The 20,786-nt window shown below is 31.9% G+C and carries 18 protein-coding genes and 1 pseudogene; 5 read left to right on the top strand and 14 right to left on the bottom strand.

Annotation, left to right across the window (positions count from 1 at the left end):
- The first annotated feature begins 38 nt into the window (after positions 1 to 38).
- Complete coding sequence (locus tag IM744_RS18850; RefSeq protein WP_194509730.1) at positions 39 to 1,577, top strand: carboxypeptidase-like regulatory domain-containing protein; 1,539 nt, start codon at positions 39 to 41, stop codon at positions 1,575 to 1,577.
- A 51-nt stretch (positions 1,578 to 1,628) separates the two neighbouring features.
- On the opposite strand, the gene IM744_RS18845 is transcribed toward IM744_RS18850, so the two are convergent.
- Together IM744_RS18845 and lysA are read right to left on the bottom strand one after the other, a co-directional pair.
- Entirely contained in the window at positions 1,629 to 2,666 is a 1,038-nt protein-coding gene (locus IM744_RS18845) for an AI-2E family transporter (RefSeq protein ID WP_194509729.1), read from the bottom strand.
- 147 nt (positions 2,667 to 2,813) lie between these two features.
- Positions 2,814 to 4,019, bottom strand: coding sequence for a diaminopimelate decarboxylase (gene lysA / locus IM744_RS18840; protein WP_194509728.1), 1,206 nt, complete (start codon positions 4,017 to 4,019; stop codon positions 2,814 to 2,816).
- A 115-nt stretch (positions 4,020 to 4,134) separates the two neighbouring features.
- Here lysA and IM744_RS18835 point away from each other — a divergent pair, with 115 nt between their 5' ends.
- From IM744_RS18835 to IM744_RS18825, 3 genes are all read left to right on the top strand, one after another.
- Positions 4,135 to 4,791, top strand: a complete 657-nt coding sequence (locus IM744_RS18835) for a hypothetical protein (protein WP_194509727.1) — start codon at positions 4,135 to 4,137, stop codon at positions 4,789 to 4,791.
- Between the two features lie 185 nt (positions 4,792 to 4,976).
- Complete coding sequence (gene sucC / locus IM744_RS18830) at positions 4,977 to 6,167, top strand: ADP-forming succinate--CoA ligase subunit beta (RefSeq protein WP_194509726.1); 1,191 nt, start codon at positions 4,977 to 4,979, stop codon at positions 6,165 to 6,167.
- 154 nt (positions 6,168 to 6,321) lie between these two features.
- Complete coding sequence (locus IM744_RS18825; protein ID WP_194509725.1) at positions 6,322 to 6,723, top strand: hypothetical protein; 402 nt, start codon at positions 6,322 to 6,324, stop codon at positions 6,721 to 6,723.
- A gap of 14 nt (positions 6,724 to 6,737) precedes the next feature.
- On the opposite strand, the gene IM744_RS18820 is transcribed toward IM744_RS18825, so the two are convergent.
- Genes IM744_RS18820 through IM744_RS18810 form a run of 3 tightly spaced genes read right to left on the bottom strand, consistent with a single transcriptional unit; the run spans position 6,738 to position 8,535 of the window.
- Positions 6,738 to 7,418, bottom strand: coding sequence for a hypothetical protein (locus IM744_RS18820; protein WP_194509724.1), 681 nt, complete (start codon positions 7,416 to 7,418; stop codon positions 6,738 to 6,740).
- Between the two features lie 44 nt (positions 7,419 to 7,462).
- Positions 7,463 to 7,708, bottom strand: coding sequence for a DUF1456 family protein (locus IM744_RS18815; protein ID WP_194509723.1), 246 nt, complete (start codon positions 7,706 to 7,708; stop codon positions 7,463 to 7,465).
- A gap of 23 nt (positions 7,709 to 7,731) precedes the next feature.
- Positions 7,732 to 8,535 carry an alpha/beta hydrolase gene (locus tag IM744_RS18810; protein ID WP_194509722.1) on the bottom strand — a complete coding sequence of 268 codons (804 nt, stop codon included), beginning with the start codon at positions 8,533 to 8,535 and terminating at the stop codon, positions 7,732 to 7,734.
- A 271-nt stretch (positions 8,536 to 8,806) separates the two neighbouring features.
- Between IM744_RS18810 and IM744_RS18805 the strand changes: the two genes are divergently transcribed.
- Positions 8,807 to 9,208, top strand: coding sequence for a TerB family tellurite resistance protein (locus IM744_RS18805; RefSeq protein ID WP_194509721.1), 402 nt, complete (start codon positions 8,807 to 8,809; stop codon positions 9,206 to 9,208).
- An 83-nt stretch (positions 9,209 to 9,291) separates the two neighbouring features.
- On the opposite strand, the gene uvrB is transcribed toward IM744_RS18805, so the two are convergent.
- The 9 genes and pseudogenes from uvrB to IM744_RS18765 form a co-directional block, all read right to left on the bottom strand.
- The gene (uvrB, locus tag IM744_RS18800) at positions 9,292 to 11,298 is read right to left on the bottom strand and encodes an excinuclease ABC subunit UvrB (protein ID WP_194509720.1); all 2,007 of its coding nucleotides are present in this window, start codon (positions 11,296 to 11,298) and stop codon (positions 9,292 to 9,294) included.
- A gap of 35 nt (positions 11,299 to 11,333) precedes the next feature.
- Positions 11,334 to 14,045, bottom strand: a complete 2,712-nt coding sequence (locus IM744_RS18795) for a T9SS type B sorting domain-containing protein (RefSeq protein WP_194509719.1) — start codon at positions 14,043 to 14,045, stop codon at positions 11,334 to 11,336.
- 140 nt (positions 14,046 to 14,185) lie between these two features.
- Positions 14,186 to 16,264 (bottom strand): T9SS type B sorting domain-containing protein, encoded by a 2,079-nt coding sequence (locus tag IM744_RS18790; protein WP_241738372.1) that lies wholly within the window; start codon positions 16,262 to 16,264, stop codon positions 14,186 to 14,188.
- A gap of 208 nt (positions 16,265 to 16,472) precedes the next feature.
- Positions 16,473 to 16,613: a hypothetical protein gene (locus tag IM744_RS18785; RefSeq protein ID WP_194509718.1), complete on the bottom strand. Its 141-nt coding sequence runs from the start codon at positions 16,611 to 16,613 to the stop codon at positions 16,473 to 16,475.
- A 78-nt stretch (positions 16,614 to 16,691) separates the two neighbouring features.
- Positions 16,692 to 16,949, bottom strand: a pseudogene (locus IM744_RS18780) (lipocalin family protein); the annotation flags it as partial.
- Between the two features lie 21 nt (positions 16,950 to 16,970).
- Positions 16,971 to 17,102 carry a hypothetical protein gene (locus IM744_RS20820; protein WP_262893017.1) on the bottom strand — a complete coding sequence of 44 codons (132 nt, stop codon included), beginning with the start codon at positions 17,100 to 17,102 and terminating at the stop codon, positions 16,971 to 16,973.
- 12 nt (positions 17,103 to 17,114) lie between these two features.
- Positions 17,115 to 17,909 (bottom strand): T9SS type A sorting domain-containing protein, encoded by a 795-nt coding sequence (locus IM744_RS18775; protein ID WP_194509716.1) that lies wholly within the window; start codon positions 17,907 to 17,909, stop codon positions 17,115 to 17,117.
- A gap of 5 nt (positions 17,910 to 17,914) precedes the next feature.
- The gene (locus IM744_RS18770) at positions 17,915 to 18,889 is read right to left on the bottom strand and encodes a hemagglutinin protein (RefSeq protein ID WP_194509715.1); all 975 of its coding nucleotides are present in this window, start codon (positions 18,887 to 18,889) and stop codon (positions 17,915 to 17,917) included.
- Positions 18,890 to 18,893: 4 nt separating this feature from the next.
- Entirely contained in the window at positions 18,894 to 20,612 is a 1,719-nt protein-coding gene (locus IM744_RS18765) for a tail fiber domain-containing protein (RefSeq protein ID WP_194509714.1), read from the bottom strand.
- Positions 20,613 to 20,786 lie beyond the last annotated feature (174 nt).

Here is a 20,786-nt window from a genome sequence, read left to right as displayed (position 1 = left end):
TAAAATGTCTTATTTTTCTTATATAAATTATATTTTGTATGAAATTTGTAAAAGAGAAAATAATTTTAATTTCTTTTGTTTTGTTTCCTTTGTTCTGTATCTCCCAAAACGGTAAAGAGTTATTATGTAAGATAATAGATACAGAAACTGGTGAGCCTGTTATGTTTGCTTCTGTGGCTGTTAAAAATCAAAATGTTGGAGTTATATCTGATGATGATGGGAGTTTTAGATTACCATTGACGTACAAGAGAGATAATACCATAATTATAATATCATGTATTGGTTACGAAACTATAGAAGTTGAAGTTAAAACCTTATTAGTTAGTAGATTAAATATTTTAAAGTTGAAACCTAAAATGGAGTCGCTTGAAGTGGTAACAATAACAGCAAAAAAAAATAATTATATTTCTGCTAGAGATATTGTTCAAAAAGCATTAATTAATATCCCCTTAAATTATCCGAGAAATCCACATTCTTATATTGGTTATTATCGAGAATATCAAGTTTTGAATAAGCGTTATTTTAACCTTAATGAAGGTATCATGGAAGAGTTTGATGCAGGCTTTAATACCAATAAAATATTTTATAAAGATAACCAAGCAGCATTGTATAGTTTCAAGCAAAATAAAGAGTTTCCGCAAGATTCTGCTTTAGCTAAGTCTTATGATAACAAAAATTTAAAATTCATAGAACAAGCTACAATAACTGGTTTTGGTGGTAATGAATTATGTATTTTAAACCTTCATAATGTAATTAGATATAATGATAAAAAATCATTTTCTTTTATAGATGTTTTCAAAGATGATTTTATTTATAATCATATTTTCAGGTTGACAGATAAGACGTACTTAAATGATGAGCCCATTTACGTTATAAAATTTTATGCATTAGAAGAAGTTGCAGGTAATAAAAACACAGCAGAAGGGGTTATTTATATTTCTTATGATGATTTTGCTATTCATAAATTAGAATACAATGGTTACTATATAAATGACTCAAAGCCATTTTACTCTTTAACCGTTGAGTATGCTCCCAGAGGCGATAAAATGTATTTAAATTACGTATCATTTTATAATGCCTTTAAAGCAAAAAGTGGTGATGGTTTTAAGATTAATAGTTCAGAGTTTGATAGTGCAGAAAATGCTTTTTTAATTAACTTTAGTAATGATGTAGACGAAAAAACTATAGGAAAGAAAAGGCGTTTTAAATTAAAATATAACCAAGAGAGATTAATAATTGATAAAGTAGATTTGGTTTCTAAAAGACAAATTAAAATTACATTGGGTGAGGACTTATCTAGTGATGAGATTGAAGATTTTAAGTCAATGAAAGGTATAGATTTTAAAATCAAAAATGTAGCTGATGTAGCAGGACGAAAATTAAATCAGCTATCTTTTATTGATGCAGATCAATTTAGAGAATACTTTGTTCAAGAGGTCTTCAAAAATAAGGAGCTGCCAAATAATTTGATATTCGTAAATAAAATTATGTCACTAAGAAAATCTAAAATAAATAGTAATGTTTTAGATCTAGATAAATATTGGGTGAATTCTCCATTAAAATCTACTAAAAATTAAGAAGTTTATTTGGCATTAAGTATGTAAACGAGAAGTATCAATAACATCTAATTATAACTGCTCATTATCCAATCCATAAATTTGCTTACCATATTCTTCCTTATAGATTTTAACCAATGCCATAAATAAACTGACGAGTAAAGGACCAAAAATTAATCCTATAAAACCAAATAGAGGCACACCAATAATGACACCTATTAAAGTGATTAATGGGTGAACATTGTCTAATTTTTGAAGTACATATAATCTTATGAGATTATCTGTTGAGCCAACAACTACAAAGCCATAAATTAAAATTCCCCAAGCTTGAAAATCTTGTCCGCTAGATAGAGTTAAGACAAACACAGGTAAGATACCAATTAAGGTTCCTACAAATGGAATCATAGAACCAATGGTAACAATAACGAACCAAAAAAACGGATCTTCAATACCAAATATTAAAAAGCCAATTAGTGCTATAATTCCTTGTGCTAAAGCAACTAAAGGAATACCTATTGCATTAGATTTAACCATAGTTTGAACCTCTTTCCCAATTTGATTAAGACTATCATTATTCATTGGAATAAATTCTCTTAAAGAATGGCGTAACTCTTTACGATTAGTCAACATGAAATAAAGCATAAAATACATGAGTCCTATAGCAATAAAGACATTAAAAGTACTTCCAACCATGTTTTGGAGACTCTCAGTGAGCCAAGATGTAATAGATTCTGTATCTATTTGAGAATTCAAATCCATATGAGTTTTAGTTTCAATACGACTTATTTGTTGTTTAAAAGCCATAACGACTTTCTCACTATTGTTAGCAGCTTCACCTATTTTATTACCTAGCATAATTGCAAAACCAGTTAACGGTATTAATACAACAAAAAAGGAAGCTAACATTAATGTAATGGCAGCCAAAGCTGGTTTCCATTTTTTCTCTTTAACGAGTTTGCTCATATATTTCCGAAGTAAAATATAAAATGTAATAGCTCCTAAAACACCACTTAAATAAGGCAACATTTCACGAAAAATCATACTGCCAATGAGAATGATTAAAAGTAAAATAAAAATCTGGCGAATAACTTTTGGACTTATTTGTTTCATAGCGAATTTAGGTTATCAATAACCAAATAAATGTAATATCTATTTCTTAGGAAATAAACTCTGAAACAATAAATTGTTAACTCAATCACAATTTGAACTAAAGGTTGATTCATAAAAAAACGCAAGATGTAAATCTTGCGTTTTTTGCTATAAGTCTATTTCAACCTGATTATTTAAAATATCATCAAAAGTTTCTCGCTTTCTAATGAGATGCGCTTTTTTATTATGCCATAACACTTCTGCAGGACGATAGCGCGAATTATAATTAGAAGCCATTGAATAACAATAGGCTCCAGCATTTTTAAACGCAAGAATATCATCCTCTGTGATTTCATTAATTCGTCTGTTGTTTGCAAATGTATCTGTCTCACAGATATAACCTACAACAGAGTAAAAACGTTCACGTCCAGTTGGATTAGAAATATTAATAATTTCGTGTTGTGAGCCATAAAGCATAGGTCTAATTAAGTGATTAAAACCAGAGTCTACTTGAGCAAAGACAGTTGAGGTGGTCTGTTTGACAACATTTACTTTTGTTAAAAAATAACCAGCTTCACTCACCAAGAATTTTCCAGGTTCAAAAGCCAAGGTTAATGGTTTACCGTATGCTTTACAAAATTGATTAAAACGTTTTGATAGCTTTTCTCCTAATTCTTCAATATTGGTTTCAATATCTCTTTCTTTATATGGTACTTTAAATCCTGAACCAAAATCAATAAACTCTAAGTTTTTAAAGTTTTTTGCAGTGTCAAAAAGAATTTCACTTGCGTATAAAAAAACATCTATATCGAGAATGTCACTTCCTGTATGCATATGAATACCATTAATATTCATTTTTGTATTCTCAACGATTCTCAATAAATGCGGAATTTGATGAATAGAAATCCCAAACTTACTATCTATATGTCCTACGGAAATATTTGTGTTTCCACCAGCCATTACATGTGGATTAATCCTGATACAAACAGGTGTTTTTGGATGCTTTGTTCCAAATTGCTCCAAAACGGAAAGGTTATCAATATTAATTTGAACGCCAAGTTTTGCAGCTTTTTCAATTTCCGCTAGGGAAACTCCGTTAGGTGTAAAAATTATTTGTTCAGGTTTAAAACCCGCTTTTAGTCCCAATTGTACTTCTTGTATGGAAACCGTATCCAATCCAGAACCCAATTGATTAAACAATTTTAAAACCGAAATGTTAGACAATGCTTTCACTGCATAGTTTAACTTTAAGTGTTTAACCTTACTAAATGCAGATGTTAAACGTTTATACTGAGACTTGATTTTTTCAGCATCATAAACATAAACCGGACTTCCAAAGTCTGCAGCAATTTTTAATAAGGTATTGTTTTCCATAAGTATTGAATCTTGTCATTTATTTGAAGTTTCAAAAATAAATTTAATCTTTAGTTAAAACATAAAAATGTAAAATTATAGCTAATTTTACACAAAATGTTAAATAGTTAACAAATTGAAAACAATTGCCTCTTGTGTACAAGACATCATTATATCAAGTCCTTTTTTAGAAGAAGGCTTGTCTCGACAAATCATTAATTTTTCTGCTTTGGCAAAAGATTTGAATCAGCCAATTTCAGAAATGCTTAGAAAACCCGTAAAGGATGGAGCGATCATGATGGCTTTGCGACGTTATCATCAGCCTTTAAATCTTGAAAATTCTGTTCGTTTAAAAAAGGTGTTTAAAAACTTAGGAGATATTACTGTGCGTTCAAATTTGAGTGATTTTACATTTCAGAATTCAAAGACCTTGATACATAGTCATTCTCAAGTTTTAGAGAAAATTAGTGCGAATCATCAAATTTTCTATGCCTTTACTCGTGGTCTGTTTGAAAGCAATATGATTATATCATCTTCAGAAAAAGAGAGCATTTTAAGGGCTTTCAAGAAAGAAACACAAATTGGTTTTCAAGATAAATTGAGTGCCATTAGTATTTATTTACCAGATGGAAATTCTAAAATAGCTGGATTATATTATCAAATTTTTAAGCGTTTGGCTTGGGAGAATATCACTTTATATGAAGTGGTTTCTACAACTAATGAATTTACGATAGTGGTTGAAGATGAGTTAGTTGATAAAGCATTTTCTGTAATTAAACGTCTAAAGGACTAAATAAATAATAAGAAATAAAAATGATGTTTTGTTTAGTCAAAACATAAGAGTGAAATCAATATTAAAAACTATTGGTAAAAACCTTTAGTATGTTTATTTTTGTAGCTAATACAACTATTTAAATTACTTCGGTCCGGACAGCTTTCGGGATTAAAGCGAAGACGAATCATAAATTTCAAAATCAAATGAATTTACACGAATATCAAGGAAAAGAATTATTAAGCAGCTTTGGCGTACGTATTCAACGTGGTATTGTTGCACAAAATGCTGAAGAAGCAGTTGCTGCAGCTAAAAAATTAACCGAAGATACTGGTACAGGTTGGCACGTGATTAAAGCACAAGTTCATGCAGGTGGACGTGGAAAAGGTGGTGGAGTTAAACTCGCAAAGAACCTTGATGAAGTAAAAACAATAACAGAGCAGATTATTGGGATGGACTTAGTGACACCTCAAACATCTGCAGAAGGTAAACGTGTACACCAAGTATTGGTTACAGAAGATGTTTACTATCCTGGAGATTCTGAGCCAGAAGAATATTATATGTCTGTACTTTTAAATAGAGGAACTGGTCGTAATATGATCATGTATTCTACAGAAGGTGGAATGGATATTGAAACTGTTGCTGAGGAAACTCCGCATTTAATTTTCCATGAAGAAATAGATCCTGCAACAGGAATCTTACCGTTTCAAGCACGTAAAATTGCTTTTAACTTAGGATTATCTGGAGCAGCATTTAAAGACATGACAAAATTTGTTACTGCTTTATATACAGCTTACGATAAATCTGATTCTTCATTATTTGAAATTAACCCAGTGTTAAAAACAAGTGATGATAAAATTATGGCAGTTGATGCAAAAGTATCTATAGATGATAATGCATTATTTAGACATAAAGATTTAGCAGCAATGCGTGATTTACGTGAGGAAAATGCTATTGAAGTTGAAGCTGGAGAGCATGGATTAAACTATGTTGACCTTGACGGAAACGTTGGTTGTATGGTAAATGGTGCTGGTCTTGCAATGGCAACTATGGATTTAATTAAGCAAGCAGGTGGTGAGCCAGCTAACTTTTTAGATGTTGGTGGTACTGCAGATGCTGCAAGAGTAGAAATTGCTTTTGAACTTATTTTAAGAGATCCAGCTGTAAAAGCTATTTTGATTAACATTTTTGGTGGTATCGTTCGTTGTGATCGTGTAGCTCAAGGTGTAATTGATGCTTATAAAAATATGGGTAATATTGAAGTGCCAATTATTGTACGTTTACAAGGAACCAATGCAGATATCGCTAAGAAATTAATTGATGAATCTGGATTAGCAGTTATGAGTGCTACAGAATTTCAAGAAGCTGCAGATAAAGTTCAGGAAGTATTGGCTTAAAAATGATTGTCATTCTGAGTGACACACTAAGCTTAGTCAAAGTGTGAAAACAAAGAATCTAAATATATAGACCTATTATGTTTAAAAGCATAATAGGTCTTTTTTTACGCAACCTTTTCTAACTTTATGCATCTAATAATAAAATAATAAAGTCATGAGAAATTTAGCAGTATATATTGTAATGGTATTTTCTTTAATTGCTTGCTCAGATGATGACAAAGTAAAAAGCACTGATGCCGAATTATTAGGAACCTGGAAACTCTCACAAGTATATATGGATCCAGGTGATGGAAGTGGTGATTTTACAAGCGTAGACAGCGAAAAGACCATCTCATTTTTTTCTGATGGAACGTTAAATTCAAATACAGATTTATGTTTTATTTCTTCGGAAATTGGCCAACCCTCAACAGGAACTTTTTCCGAAACAGAAATGACGATTACGGTTTTAGATTGTGATGTTTCACCATTTGAAATGAATTTTGAGATTAATAACAATAATTTAATTATCTCTTATTTCTGTATTGAAGCTTGTCAGGAAAAGTATGTGAAACTTTAGATTAGAAGTCTTTATTAATGACGTTTCTGTTTAATCAAGTCTTCTAAACTGGTTTTGAATAAGTATCCTAGTCGCTCATTTTCTGCATTGACTAAAGGATAGATGTTGTCAAAAATTTCTTGGTTTAATTCGTTTTCAGGGTGAGAGCTGTCAAATATAAATCTAAAGACACTTTTAATTTCTGTTTCATTTCGTTGTAATAAAACAGTGCAGAGTGTTTTGGTATCTGTTTCAAGTCGTTCATAGATTTGAAATCCGTTTCTATTGTAGTCAGCTCCATAATAACCATCAACACAAATATTGATGTACTTATTATAATATTGATTGGGTTCTATAGATTTTAGTTTACTATAATAAGAAACAAACCGATGGATAAAATTATCAATTGGAGGTAATTCTCCTGTTTCTTGATATTTTTTTCTGTTATCCTCTTCGTCAACATATAAAACGTCAAGCATGTTTTCATAAGAGTTTGGCATAGCGCAAAAGAATTGACGCTCAAATTCAATTCTAGCTTTGCCTTTAGCATTTTGAGCTTTTTCTATGAGATTGTCAAGTAGCTCAATATGTTTTATGTCTAAGGTGATAAGAGACGAATCACAATAAACTGGATTTATTGTAGCGAGGATTTTTGATTGAGCGCCACACCACAATGGAAGTATAATAAATAATATGTGAACTTTTTTTAGATTCATTATCAATTACAAATACAATCCATCTTCTGTTTTAAAATTATGATTTAAGGCTTCTTTTTTTCTCCTTTTTTTGGCATTGGTCCACGCAAATGAATAATTAATGCATTAAGAAAATTTCTTAATACTTGATCACCACACTCCATATAATTAGGATGATCCTCACGTCTAAACATCGCATTAAGTTCACTTTTTGTAATTCTAAAATCTACGAGTTCTAATATTTTTACAATATCATCATCGCGTAGTTTGTGTGCGACTCTCAGTTTTTTAAATATATCGTTATTTGTCATATTATTTTTTTTAGCTATTAGTTTTATTGCAAGAGCCATTCAAAAGCTTTTGGGAAATTCTCACTCCAAAGCTTTTCATTATGTTCTCCTCCTTTTATTATTATGTTTTTAATATTATTTTCATCAACGCCTTTTTCTTTCAGCAAGTTGACCATTTTTTCCTGGTCTGGAACCATGGAGTCGCTTTCCTTACTGCCAACCAAAAAGTAAAATTTTGAGGTTTTAGGAATTTCCGAAGAAGAAGCCAATTCAAAAATTTTATCATTCACCCAAAATGAAGGCGAAAATACACCAGCTTTGCTAAATGTTTCAGGATATTTTATGGTAGCATAAAATGCCATAAGTCCGCCAAGTGATGCTCCAAAAATTGAAGTGTGCTCTGCTTCAGGTTGAGTTCTATAAGCAACATCAATATGTGGTTTTACAGTATTGATTATAAATTGCAAGAAAGTGTCACCTTGTCCGCCTCCATGCTTTTCATGAGGATATGGCGTCAATTCTTCTAGACGTTTTTCATTACCATGTTCTATACCTATAATAATAACATCTTTATTGGTTAGTGTATCTAAATATTCATCAACCTTCCATTCTCCAACGTAAGACGTTTCTTCATCAAACAAATTTTGTGCATCAAACATATAGATGACAGGATAATGTTTACTTGAAGCTTCATAAGATTTAGGTGTATATACCCAAATTGTTTTATAAGTATTAAGTTGTGGTGCTTCAATTTTAAAGGTAGATATCTGCTTAGAAGCAGTACTTTGAGCAGCGATTGTGATTGAAAAACCAAATAAAAAAAGAAAAGTGAATACTAGTGATTTCATAAATATATTGTTGCAAACGAAAGTACATAATTTTTAATAATTTATGAGTGTGCAGTTCATCGATAATGATTTTTGAAAGTCATAAAATCGATGAATGGCATTGATTTGTTAAAGACTTGATAATCAGTGTTCTGTAAAATAACACAGTAGAAGCGTAAGAAAAATTCGACGAACGACATCAATTTTTTCGATAACCTACTAGGTATCAACGATTATAACTTAAAGTTACTTGTTAAATTTATAAAAAGTAAAATTAATGAATCCCTCCAATATGATAAATCGCGTTGAAAAGTTGAGCTTACTATCTGAAATGATAGCTTTTGCTCAGGCAGACGAAAATATAAAATCCATTGAATATAAATTTTTGTTTAGCATTGCGAAGCAATTAGAGATTTCAAAAGATGATTTCGATTATTTATTTGAACATCCAGTAACTTATGTACATTTAAAATCTCATAGCGAACGAATCGTGCAGTTTCATAGATTAGTTTTATTAATGAATCTTGATAAAAATATCTCAAGTAAAGAATTAGTAAAGCTTCACAATTTTGGATTGCGAATGGGTTTAGGTCACGAAGCTATTAATCGTGTTTTAGACTTAATGGAAAGTTTTCCTAATAAAATGGTTCCACCAGATTTCTTGATTGATATCTTTAAGGTGCAGTATAATTAATATTCGGGATTCGAATTTTGAATAAAAAAAGGTCTATAATTATTAATTATAGACCTTTTTTTATTTTTAGTATTGATAACAAGTTAATTAACCTTCAATTTCTCTAATTTATCTTGATATCCTTTTAACTCATCCCTCAACTTCGCAGCAATAATAAAATCTAAGGCTTTAGCAGCTTGCTCCATTAATTTGCGTTTCTCACGGATTTTCTTTTCTAGTTCACCTTTGGTTAAGTATTCACTTTCAGGTTCTGCAGCTCTAGCAGCTTCTAATTCGTAACTATATGTACTCACCGAATTTTTAGACAAGGCACTATCCAAACTCTTGTTTAAAGCAGTTGGAACCATATTATGCTTTGTATTATATGCAATTTGTTTTTCTCGTCTATATTCCGTCTCATCAATTGTTTTTTGCATGCTCTTGGTAATCTTGTCTGCATACATAAGGGCTTTACCATTTAAATGTCGCGCAGCTCTACCTACCGTTTGAGTCAATGAGCGAGCAGAACGTAAAAAACCCTCTTTATCTGCATCTAAAATAGCAACTAATGAAACTTCAGGTAAATCTAATCCTTCACGAAGAAGGTTAACACCTACGAGCACATCAAATACACCTCTTCTTAAATCTTGCATGATTTCTACACGCTCTAAAGTATCTACATCACTATGGATATAACGACATCTTATTTGAATACGGTCTAAATATTTAGTCAATTCTTCTGCCATACGTTTGGTCAACGTCGTTACTAATGTACGCTCATCTTTCTCGATGCGTTGATGAATTTCTTCTATTAAATCATCAATTTGATTTAAACTTGGTCTAACCTCAATAATAGGATCTAATAGTCCAGTTGGCCTAATCAATTGCTCTACATAGACACCATCTGTTTTTTCTAATTCGTAATCTGCAGGAGTTGCACTTACATAAATCACTTGGTTTTGTAGTACTTCAAACTCCTCAAATTTTAAAGGTCTGTTATCCATTGCAGCAGGTAGTCTAAACCCATATTCAACAAGGTTTTCTTTTCTACTTCTATCACCACCATACATCGCATGAACTTGAGAAATAGTCACGTGACTTTCATCAACAACCATTAAAAAATCGTCTGGAAAATAATCTAATAAACAGAACGGTCGTGTTCCTGGAAGTCTTCCATCAAGATAACGAGAATAATTTTCAATCCCAGAGCAGTAGCCTAATTCTCTAATCATTTCTAGGTCAAATTCGGTACGTTCTTTTAAACGTTTTGCTTCCAGATGTTTTCCAATCTCTTTGAAATAATCATGTTGTTTTACCAAATCATCTTGAATCTCTCGAATGGCACCTTGCAAGACATCTGGAGAGGTTACAAACATATTTGCAGGATAGATAGTGAGTCGGTCATAGTGTTCAATCACCTCATTGGTTTGAATATTAAACTGCTCAATATCTTCAATTTCATCACCAAAAAAGTGAATTCTAAACGCATCATCTGCATAACTTGGAAAGATATCTACTGTATCTCCTTTTATTCGGAAATTTCCATGCTTGAAATCTGCTTCTGTTCTAGAATATAAGCTCTGAACGAGTTTATGTAGTAAATCTGTTCTTGAAATCTCTTGATTGGTTTCTAACGAAATCACATTTTTTTGAAATTCGACAGGATTTCCTATACCATATAAACAAGATACTGAAGCAACAACAATCACATCACGACGACCTGAGAGTAGGGAAGAGGTTGTACTCAAACGCATCTTCTCAATTTCTTCGTTTATAGATAAATCTTTCTCTATATAAACTCCAGAAGTAGGAATGTAAGCTTCCGGTTGGTAGTAATCATAATAGGATACAAAATACTCGACAGCATTCTCAGGGAAAAACTGTTTAAATTCAGAATATAACTGTGCAGCTAATGTTTTGTTATGTGCTAAAACCAATGTTGGTCGTTGTACTTCTTCAATGACATTGGCAACTGTAAAAGTTTTACCAGAACCTGTGACGCCTAATAAGGTTTGATATTTTTCATTGGAGTTTATGCCTTTAACTAATTGTTTTATGGCTTGTGGTTGATCTCCTGTAGGTTTGAAATCTGATTTTACTTTGAAACGCATTTTGCAAAGTTAATAAACAAATGTGGTTTTAAGTACTAACGTTTTAAAGTAAAGTGTCCTCGAAGTTGTTTAGAATTGCGTAATGTTATTAAATACCAATAATCATTCGTCTCAAGTATGTTACCATTATAAATACCGCTCCAACCAATAGATTGAGGAGATAATTGTTTTAAAAGTTTCCCATATCTGTTAAAAATAAAAATTTCTTTAACGATATTATCATGGTCAATGACTTTCCAGAAATCTTTGTAACCATCATCATTAGGTGTAAAGAAAAGAGGTATGATTAGGCTACGATTAATTTCAAAAGTGATTGATTTTAAGATACAACCATTACTGTCTTGAACATATAAAGTATGAGTGCCTTCAATCAAATTAGTAAAGACATTACTACTTTGAAAATTTAAATTGTCTAGAGCATATTCATAATTTATTGAAGTATCTGTCATTATTACTGTGATAGTATCTTCGTCAATTATTAGGTTAGACTCAGCAAGGTCAAAATCGATTGCTAGATTTACTGTAACCGTAAAACTAGACTCGTTAGAGCAAGTATTTGGAGGTGTTCCAATTTCGTTATAAATAAAAATAGTTTGCGTTGCTGAAATGTTATCACCAGCATTTAAGGCTGTTCCATTTCCATTTGTCTCTGTAAAATAATTTCCGTTTGTTAAAGTTGGAAGTGTAAACTCTGAGCAAACTGTTTGGTTAGCTATTGTGTCAACTGGAGGTGTTCCGCCTACGGTCACTGTGAAACTTGTTTCGTTTGAGCAAGTGTTTGGAGGTGTTCCAATTTCGTTATAAATAAAAATAGTTTGTGTTGCTGAAATGTTATCACCAGCATTTAAGGCTGTTCCATTTCCATTTGTCTCTGTAAAATAGTTCCCGTTTATTAAGGTTGGAAGTGTGTATTCTGAGCAAACAGTTTGGTTAACGATTGTGTCAACTGGAGGATTTCCGCCCACTGTAACGGTGAAACTTGTTTCGTTTGAGCAAGTGTTTGGAGGTGTTCCAATTTCAGAATAAATAAAAATAGTTTGCGTTGCTGAAATGTTATCACCAGCGTTTAATTGAGTTCCAGTACCATTTGTTTCTGTAAAATAGTTTCCGTTTGTTAAGGTTGGAAGTGTGTATTCTGAGCAAACAGTTTGGTTAACGATTGTGTCAACTGGAGGATTTCCACCCACGGTCACTGTAAAACTTGTTTCGTTTGAGCAAGTGTTTGGAGGTGTTCCAATTTCAGAATAAATAAAAATAGTTTGTGTTGCTGAAATGATATTACCAGCGTTTAATTGAGTTCCATTCCCATTTGTCTCTGTAAAATAGTTCCCGTTTGTTAGTGTTGGGAGTGTGTATTCTGAGCAAACAGTTTGGTTAGCGATTGTGTCAACTGGAGGTGTTCCGCTTACTGTTACTGTGAAACTTGTTTCGTTTGAGCAAGTGTTTGGAGGTGTTCCAATTTCAGAATAAATAAAAATAGTTTGTGTTGCTGAAATGATATTACCAGCGTTTAATTGAGTTCCAGTACCATTTGTTGCTGTAAAATAGTTCCCGTTTGTTAGTGTTGGCAGTGTGTATTCTGAACAGACTGTTTGGTTTGTTAATGTGTCAACTAGAGGTATTTCAATATTTAATTGTGCAGTATTTGAAATAAGATCACAAGATGTGGAAGTGATTTCACAGTAGTATTGATTGTCATCAAAACTAGCTGGAATATTATTGATTGTTAGCGTATTTGTGGTTGCTCCAGAATAGTTTGCGTTATTGATTATATTAACCCAATTCCCTGAAATATCAAGTGTTTTCCATTGGTAAGTATATGTGCCAGTATCTACAGAAGTTGAAAAAGTAGCAGATCCATTTTCACATGCATTTTGTGATATAGGATGAGTGATGTTTGGAGTAATAATAGGATCTGCAGTATGGATATCTAAATTTGAACAATCTTCATCTTCTAATAAAAGCCACTCTGTTATATCAAAAGTATTACTTGGAACGACAGCATCAGAATTTCTAATAAATGAAAAACCAATTTCATCATCAGTATACATAATGTCTATAGTTACTCCGTTTTTTAGTAGTCTAATTTCATCATCTGCATTAATACCTGCAGCGACAGTAATGTTAGGTGATAAGCCACTACACGTATTTCCTGTACTACCCATTTCAATAATAAATGTGTCTAAAGGATTTATTGAACCAGCTAATGGAATTGTAGCACTTGGTGTTGGATTACCAATATCACCATAACGTTCAATCTCATAAACTCCATCTAAATTGATAGTTGTATTTGAGGGATTATAAAGTTCAAAAACACCATAACTTCCTCCATTAGAATCATAAACTTCAGAAATGTAGATTTCAGCAGTTGTAATACAATCTGAAAGAATTAGAGTGAAATCTGTTGTTGAATTACCAGTACATCCTCCAGAGCTTGTTATCGAAATGACAGATGTAGGATTAGCTCCAGACGGAACTAAAGCAGTAATTTCATTGTCGTTAATTATATTGAAAGTCGCATTTATTCCATCAAAAGTAACAGTTGAAGCATCATTAAAATTACTACCAGTTATTGTGATTAATGTTTGTTCTGGTCCGTTTGATGGTGAAAAAGAGGTGAGTATTGGAGCAGGACAATCAATGGAAATTGTTGTGTTTTCTATGTTATTATTTGTGTTTAGAGCGATGCTTTGATTACACACAAAAAGAGTCCACATAAAAGTAAGTGAAAAAATAATACGTTTCATTAAGTCTTATTAGAGAGTAAAATAAATAATATTTAATTAGTCAAGTGTTAGGCAATTGTCATTTTAATGATTAGTGAAAAACAAATCTATTAAGCCTTTTATTGTTAATACTTTGCGTGTATTGTAACTGATTTTGAAAATTATTTATTGAGATAAACCCATCCGTTAAATGCGTTTGTACTAGCATTGGAATCATTGAGATGTAATATGTAAAAATAAGTTCCGGTAGGAAGAATTTTATCGGTTTTTAAGATCCCTTTATTAGCAACTCCGAACCATTTATTATCATTATTTCCTTTAAAAACTAAAGTTCCGTAACGATTATAGATTTCTAGATCGTGGTTTAAATAAATGTCATACAAACCTTGAATATTAAACCAGTCATTGTAACCATCATCGTTTGGTGAAAAACCATTAGGGATTATTAAGTCTTCTAAATCATTAAAAATATTAAATACTATGGATTTTATTATACAGCCATTAGTATCTCTTACATATAATGTGTAGTCTCCATTAGGTAGATTTGAAAATATGTTATCTGATTGAAAATCGCCATCATCTAAAGCGTATTCATAGTTTATAGTATCATCTGCCATAGTAACGGTAAGTGTGTCTTCATTTATGACTAGATTATCTTCAGTAAGAGAGAAATCTGTAGAAGGGTAAATTGTGATATCAAAACTAGATTCATTAGAACAACTTAAAGAAGATGTATTTACTCCATTATAAATATAGATTGTTTGTGATGTGTTAATGGTAGCTCCTGCGTTGAAAGTTGTTCCTGTACCATTAGGTCCAGTAAAATAATTACCATTGGTTAATATTGGCAATGTATATTCTGTACAAACCGTCTGATTTTCTATAGTATCTACTAGAGGTGTTTCTGTGATTGTAACTGTAAAGCTAGACTCGTTGGTACAAGTTCCAATACTATTAAAGATGTAGATGATTTGAGACGTAGAAATAATGTCGCCAGCATTTAATTGTGTTCCAGTTCCGTTAGTATCAGTAAAATATAAGCCATTAGTTATACTTGGTAATGTAAAGTTATCACAAACATTTTGGTCTGTTATTACATCTACTTCAGAAGTATTAACTTGTAGTAGAGCTGCATTACTAGCAAGATTACAGCTTGCAGATGTAATTTCGCAATAGTATTGGTTGCCATTAAAATTAGCAGGAACATTTGTTATGGTTAATGTACTTGTTGTAGCTCCAGAATAATTAGTATTGTTAGACACATTTACCCAATTGCCAGAAGCATTAAGTGTTTTCCATTGGTAAGAGAAAGTCCCACTATCTACTGTTACAGAAAATGTAGCAATCTCGTTAGCACAAATATTTTGAAATGTAGGATGTGTAATATTTGGTGTTTCAGATGATGTAGAATCAGCTGTATGTGTTTCTAAGTTAGAGCAATCTTCATCACTATCAATAAACCAGTCTGAAGCAATAAATGTATCGCTAGGAACAACTGCATCAGCATTTCTAACAATGGTATATCCATTTTCATCAGGAGCTTCAGTTACATCAATAACGATATTATTTTTAAGAAGTTTAAATTCGTCATTAGCATTAAATCCAGTAGCAGTTGTTATATCTGTAGCAACTCCACAATCTGTTCCTGTACTTCCCATTTGAATAATGTAGGTTTGTTCTGGACCTACAGTATTAATTAATGGAATCGTAATACTAGGATTAATAGTTCCAATATCACCATATCTTTCTACACTATAGATGCCATCTAAAGAAATTACAGCGTTTGTAGGATTATAAAGTTCGATGATACCGTAGCTTCCTGTTTCAGAATCAAATATTTCTGAAATATATAATTCGCCTGTCGTACACTCAGATGTGATTAAACTAAAACTAGTAGTTGCATTACCTATGCAACCACCCGAACTTGTAATAGATATAATAGAAGAATTAGATGTTCCTGCAGGAACAAGTGTTGTCATTTCAGAATCATTAATTATTGTAAATGAAGCATCAATACCATCAAATGTAACTGATGTAGCGTCATTAAAAAAGCTTCCTGTTATTGTAATTAAAGTGTTTTCTGGACCACTCATTGGTGAAAAAGAGGTGAGTATAGGAGCAGGACAAAAACTCTTGTTTTCAAGGTTGTTTGTTGAGTTTTTAATGCTATTAAAAGCAATGCTTACATTAAAAAATAGAATGGAAAAAAAAAGTGTAATTATTAAAGTAAAAAATTTCATACATAAAAATTGGATGGCTAAAATAGTAATATTTAGTGAATTTCATGTTATGAAAAGGTTACTTAAATTAACAACGAAGTGTGAATTTTACTCTATAGGTCTTACAATCAATTATGTCTATCCCTTAGGCGTTAACTCGAAAAATAGAAATGATACCATTTTATGTCAATGAATATAATTTATTTCAGATCAATTCGTATTTAGGATGCTATTTTTCTTTAATTCCCTCAAAATTATTTGGTCTAATTGAAAGTATAATCTTCATATTAATACCATCTGTTGTTGGTATGAATTTTGCTCTTGCAGGAAAATCTTTAACTATAAATAATGTTTCTGTTTCTGGGAACAACTTATTAGCAGGTTACCCATCCACAGAAATTGATAATTGCATACTTTATCAAAAAAACTTTAGCACTAAAACCTGCTTTTACCCTTCTGTTTTATTAAAAACTAAAGTTCCGTTTTCAGAAGTCAATAGCGTTAACTCTTGTATTGAGATTGCTATGATTTCTACGGAAAGCATTTCACCTTCAAAAGAAATTATAATAGTCGTGTTTTCAGAAAACGTGTATGTTGCTGTCATTAATCCCAACGACAAATAATCATCTCCATTATTTTCAAAGCTCTCAAGTAGAAAATTGTTATTGGTCATAAATTGTATATAACTCATTTTCTCACAATCTGTATAACTTCCAGGAGTTCGAGATTATTGATACCATTTACCTGAGGTTAATAGTTCTTGAGTAGATTGCTGCTGTTGACTGTTATCATCATCACTACCACAACTAAATATGAGAATAGTTAATAGTAGAATACTAAGTGTTTTAAATAATTTCATGATCTGATTAATTTATTCAATGATTACTTTTTTAGTTATATATCCTCGATTGGTTTCTATTTTTATAATGTAGTTACCAGCACTTAAGTGATCTACAGTTATTGAAGTAGTGTTTTTTGTAGATAGCACTTGTTTACCTAAAATATCATATAGAGTCAATTGAATGACTTCTAAATTGGTGTTAATATTCAGCATTTCTATTGTAGGATTTGGAAATACAGAAATGGTGTAATTTTCAAGCTCTATATCGTCTAGACTTAATGTTTCTAGCATGAAATTTTCTTGACCAGATACTAAACCATTAAAATAGTTTTGAGTTGTAGTCTCATCGATATTAGAATTGTAAAAGCTATCTGCTGCGTTACCAAGTCCTAATGCGATTGGATCTGTGTTGGTTAAAAACTCTAATAAACCAATAGTTGGCATATTGCTTACATCAAATGTTACAAGAATAAAGGGTGTATTTGTAGTATGGGATAAAATAGTTTGTCCTGGAGGTAGATTTATAACAAAAGCATCTCGAGTACCATCTCCTAAACCAAAATCTGTTAATTGACTAGCTGTTACTTGAGTTGCAGACCAATTTCTGCTATTAAATTGAGATATGTTAATAATATCTGCATCACCTGTAGGTAACATTAGAGCAAAGCCAATATCTGAAATATCTGTATTTGTTCCATTAAAATCAGGAACAGCGACTATAGAAAAATTGTAGTCTGAGTTATGTACGATGCCAAATTCATAGCCTTGGGAAAAGCTAGAAATGGTAAACAATAATGTGAAAAATAATATGTAAAAAGTTTTCATAATTTTTAATTTTTTGGTGGAACTGTTGCGTTTATTGTAAATGTTGGTAGGTTAGTGATATTACCTGGATGATTAAGAATATTATCCTTTATAAGGTTACTATCACTTGGTGATCCAGAAAATATAGTTGCACTATTTAAATCAAGATCTTGCATGAGATAACCTGATGATACGTATGTAATAAAATTTAAAATATTACTAGGATCTGCAAGGATATAATCTTTAATAGCATTAACGTCGTTATCACTTCCAGAGAATGTAATACTGTCATCTGTATTAGCATCACCAGCCCAAAGTGCGGTATTGCCAGAGTTTAAAATAGTTTGTGCATTGCTGCCAAATGTTGAGAAACTACTGTTTGTGAAATTTACTATAGTTGTCACATTATCAGATAAATTTACTGTTGCAGCACTCATTGCTCCTAAATGATTTCTATGTTTTACAACTACAAAATAATTGGTAGGAGCTGCATGCATCACAACAGATGATGTGCCATCAAAATCTACAACATCACCATCTCGTTGAACTAACGCAGAACGTGCATTGATGAGTTCTTGATTATCATTTGCAGCTCTTAACTCCAACCAAATCCAATCTACTATGGCATTATTTCCTGTAATATTAAATACAGAAGCATTGCATGTTGCATTATCTTCATAAGGGCTTGTAGTTGGTAGTAGTGCACTTTCTCTAAGCGTGTCATTCATTAATCCATTTGCAGATGGTACTAATGATGGTCCTTGTAAAAAGACAATTGGATCTATAATAATTCTAAAATCTGCATTTATAAATCCTTCGGAAATTGAAACACTCGCAGTACTCAACTCTTGTACATTAACCTCTCCAATGGTATATAGTATTTGAATACCTCCTTCAGAAGCTGATGCACCTCCAGAATCAATACTAAATTTTTCTATGCTTTGCGCATTTCCGAAGAAAACAAGAAAGAGTAAACTATATAAAGTTGTTATCGTTTTCATAATATTATTTTTTATTAATTAGGGTTGTTACTAAAGTTTTGAGCTCATCAATTTGTTTTTGTTGATTCTCAATAATCTCTTGTTGTTCTTGTATAGCTTTAATTGCAATGACACCAAAACTAGAGTAGTCAATTCCATATAGGTTGTCAGCTTCAGAAAAATGAACAACTTCTGGAAAAATTGATTCTACTTCTTGCGCTATTAGTCCTATGGTTTTTGTTTTTGTAGTATCATCTTTATAAAAATAAGTTGTAGGTCTTAGCTGACCTATACGACCTAAAACTGTATTTAAGTTTTGTATATTACTTTTAAGAGTAACATCTGAAGACTGTGTATAAGCTCCTGTATTTGCATTAATAAAACCTCTTAAATTACCTCCATAATGAAAGCGAAGTGAGAAACCATGAGTAATATCCCAATCAGAATTGGCTGTACCATCATCAAAACGTAAGCCAGTACCAACAGTCTGACTTTGTTGAAAAATCTCAAGTCTCGCTGTTGGATTCCCATTAATACCAACCTCTCCATCTCCAGTTATTGTCATTCTATCTGCTGCACCATTTTCATTTCTGAAATAAAAATTAAGACGAGCACTGGATGCTGTGGCAGAAGGAAATCCGGCTACATGCCAGAAAGCACCATTTGAGGCATCGTTAGTTAGTTCTAATCTGGCATAATCATTGCCAACTTCTTCGAGTTTAAGAAGTGGTTTGGTAAGTGTTGAATTATTTTTAACATGTAACCAAGCACTAGGCGTGCCGATATTACCTATTTGAAATTCTCCATCTTGTCTCATTCTAAATCTAGTAGTAGTAGAATTAATTCCATCAGCTTTATTTTGAAATTGTAAATCTGCTCCTTGTCCTGCTGTACTTAATTGCCATTGATTACCATTGTTTGGATAACCCATTACCAAATCTCCCAAATTGGTTTGTATAAATAAATCACCACCGACATGCATCTTCATTTCTGGTTCGTCTATACCAATCCCAACATTTCCTCTACCAGTTGTTAATGCTGCTACACCAGTAGTCGTTGTATAAAAATGACCTCCTACACCTCCTCCAAAACCATAGCCTTGTACGCCTACTCCTTCTGAGGAATTAGAAACACCTTGAACACCTGCCCAAAAGCTCGTTTCTGCATAACCGTATACACCATGTGCTCCAACTCCATTGCCCAGAACACCTGCATTGTTACTTGGTAAGTTTTCTGCATTAATTCCTGCTGAACCTGCAATTCCGTAGCGACCATTAATACCATCGTTTTGTATATGAAAGGTTGCACCATTTTCTACATTTCCTTCATCATAATAAGGCAATTCAATGTTTTTTGTTGTTAAGGATTTTTCTGCTAAAATTGCATATGGTACTGTTTTAAAGGCTGTGGTTTCTTCAATATCGTAGCTGCCATTTTGTTCTAGATCTATTTCTGTTCTCAATGAGAATGTACCATTTCCCCATACTAATAATGAAAATGTTCCTGATACTACATCACCTTCTCCAATATTTACAATGACTATTCCATTGCTATCAGTTGTAGTATCGTGCGTTTCCTGATAAGCGTTGATTGAACCTTGCAAGATTGTAAATCTTATATCAACGTTTTGGCCTGCAACAACGTTTCCTAAGTCATCTTTAATTACAGCTTTGTAATTAATTCCATTTTGGGCATATCCTATTAAACTTAGTAATAAGATGAATAATGTAATTTTTGTTTTCATAATTTGAATTTTAAAAAGAAAAGGAACCAACGCAAACTCCACGTTCATATTGGTTGATTCCTTTTCTCAATTGATTAATAGCTTCTTTACTATCGTTTGATAAATTGTATCGTTTTAATAATTTTATTCTTTAATAAAATATTGAGGTTATATGTTCCTTTTTTTAAATGATCG

Origin of the sequence: Psychroserpens luteus (genome assembly GCF_015319355.1) — a bacterium.
Taxonomy (GTDB): Bacteria; Bacteroidota; Bacteroidia; order Flavobacteriales; family Flavobacteriaceae; genus Psychroserpens; species Psychroserpens luteus.
Note: the sequence above shows the minus strand (reverse complement) of the source record. Positions and strands in the feature narration are given on the sequence as shown.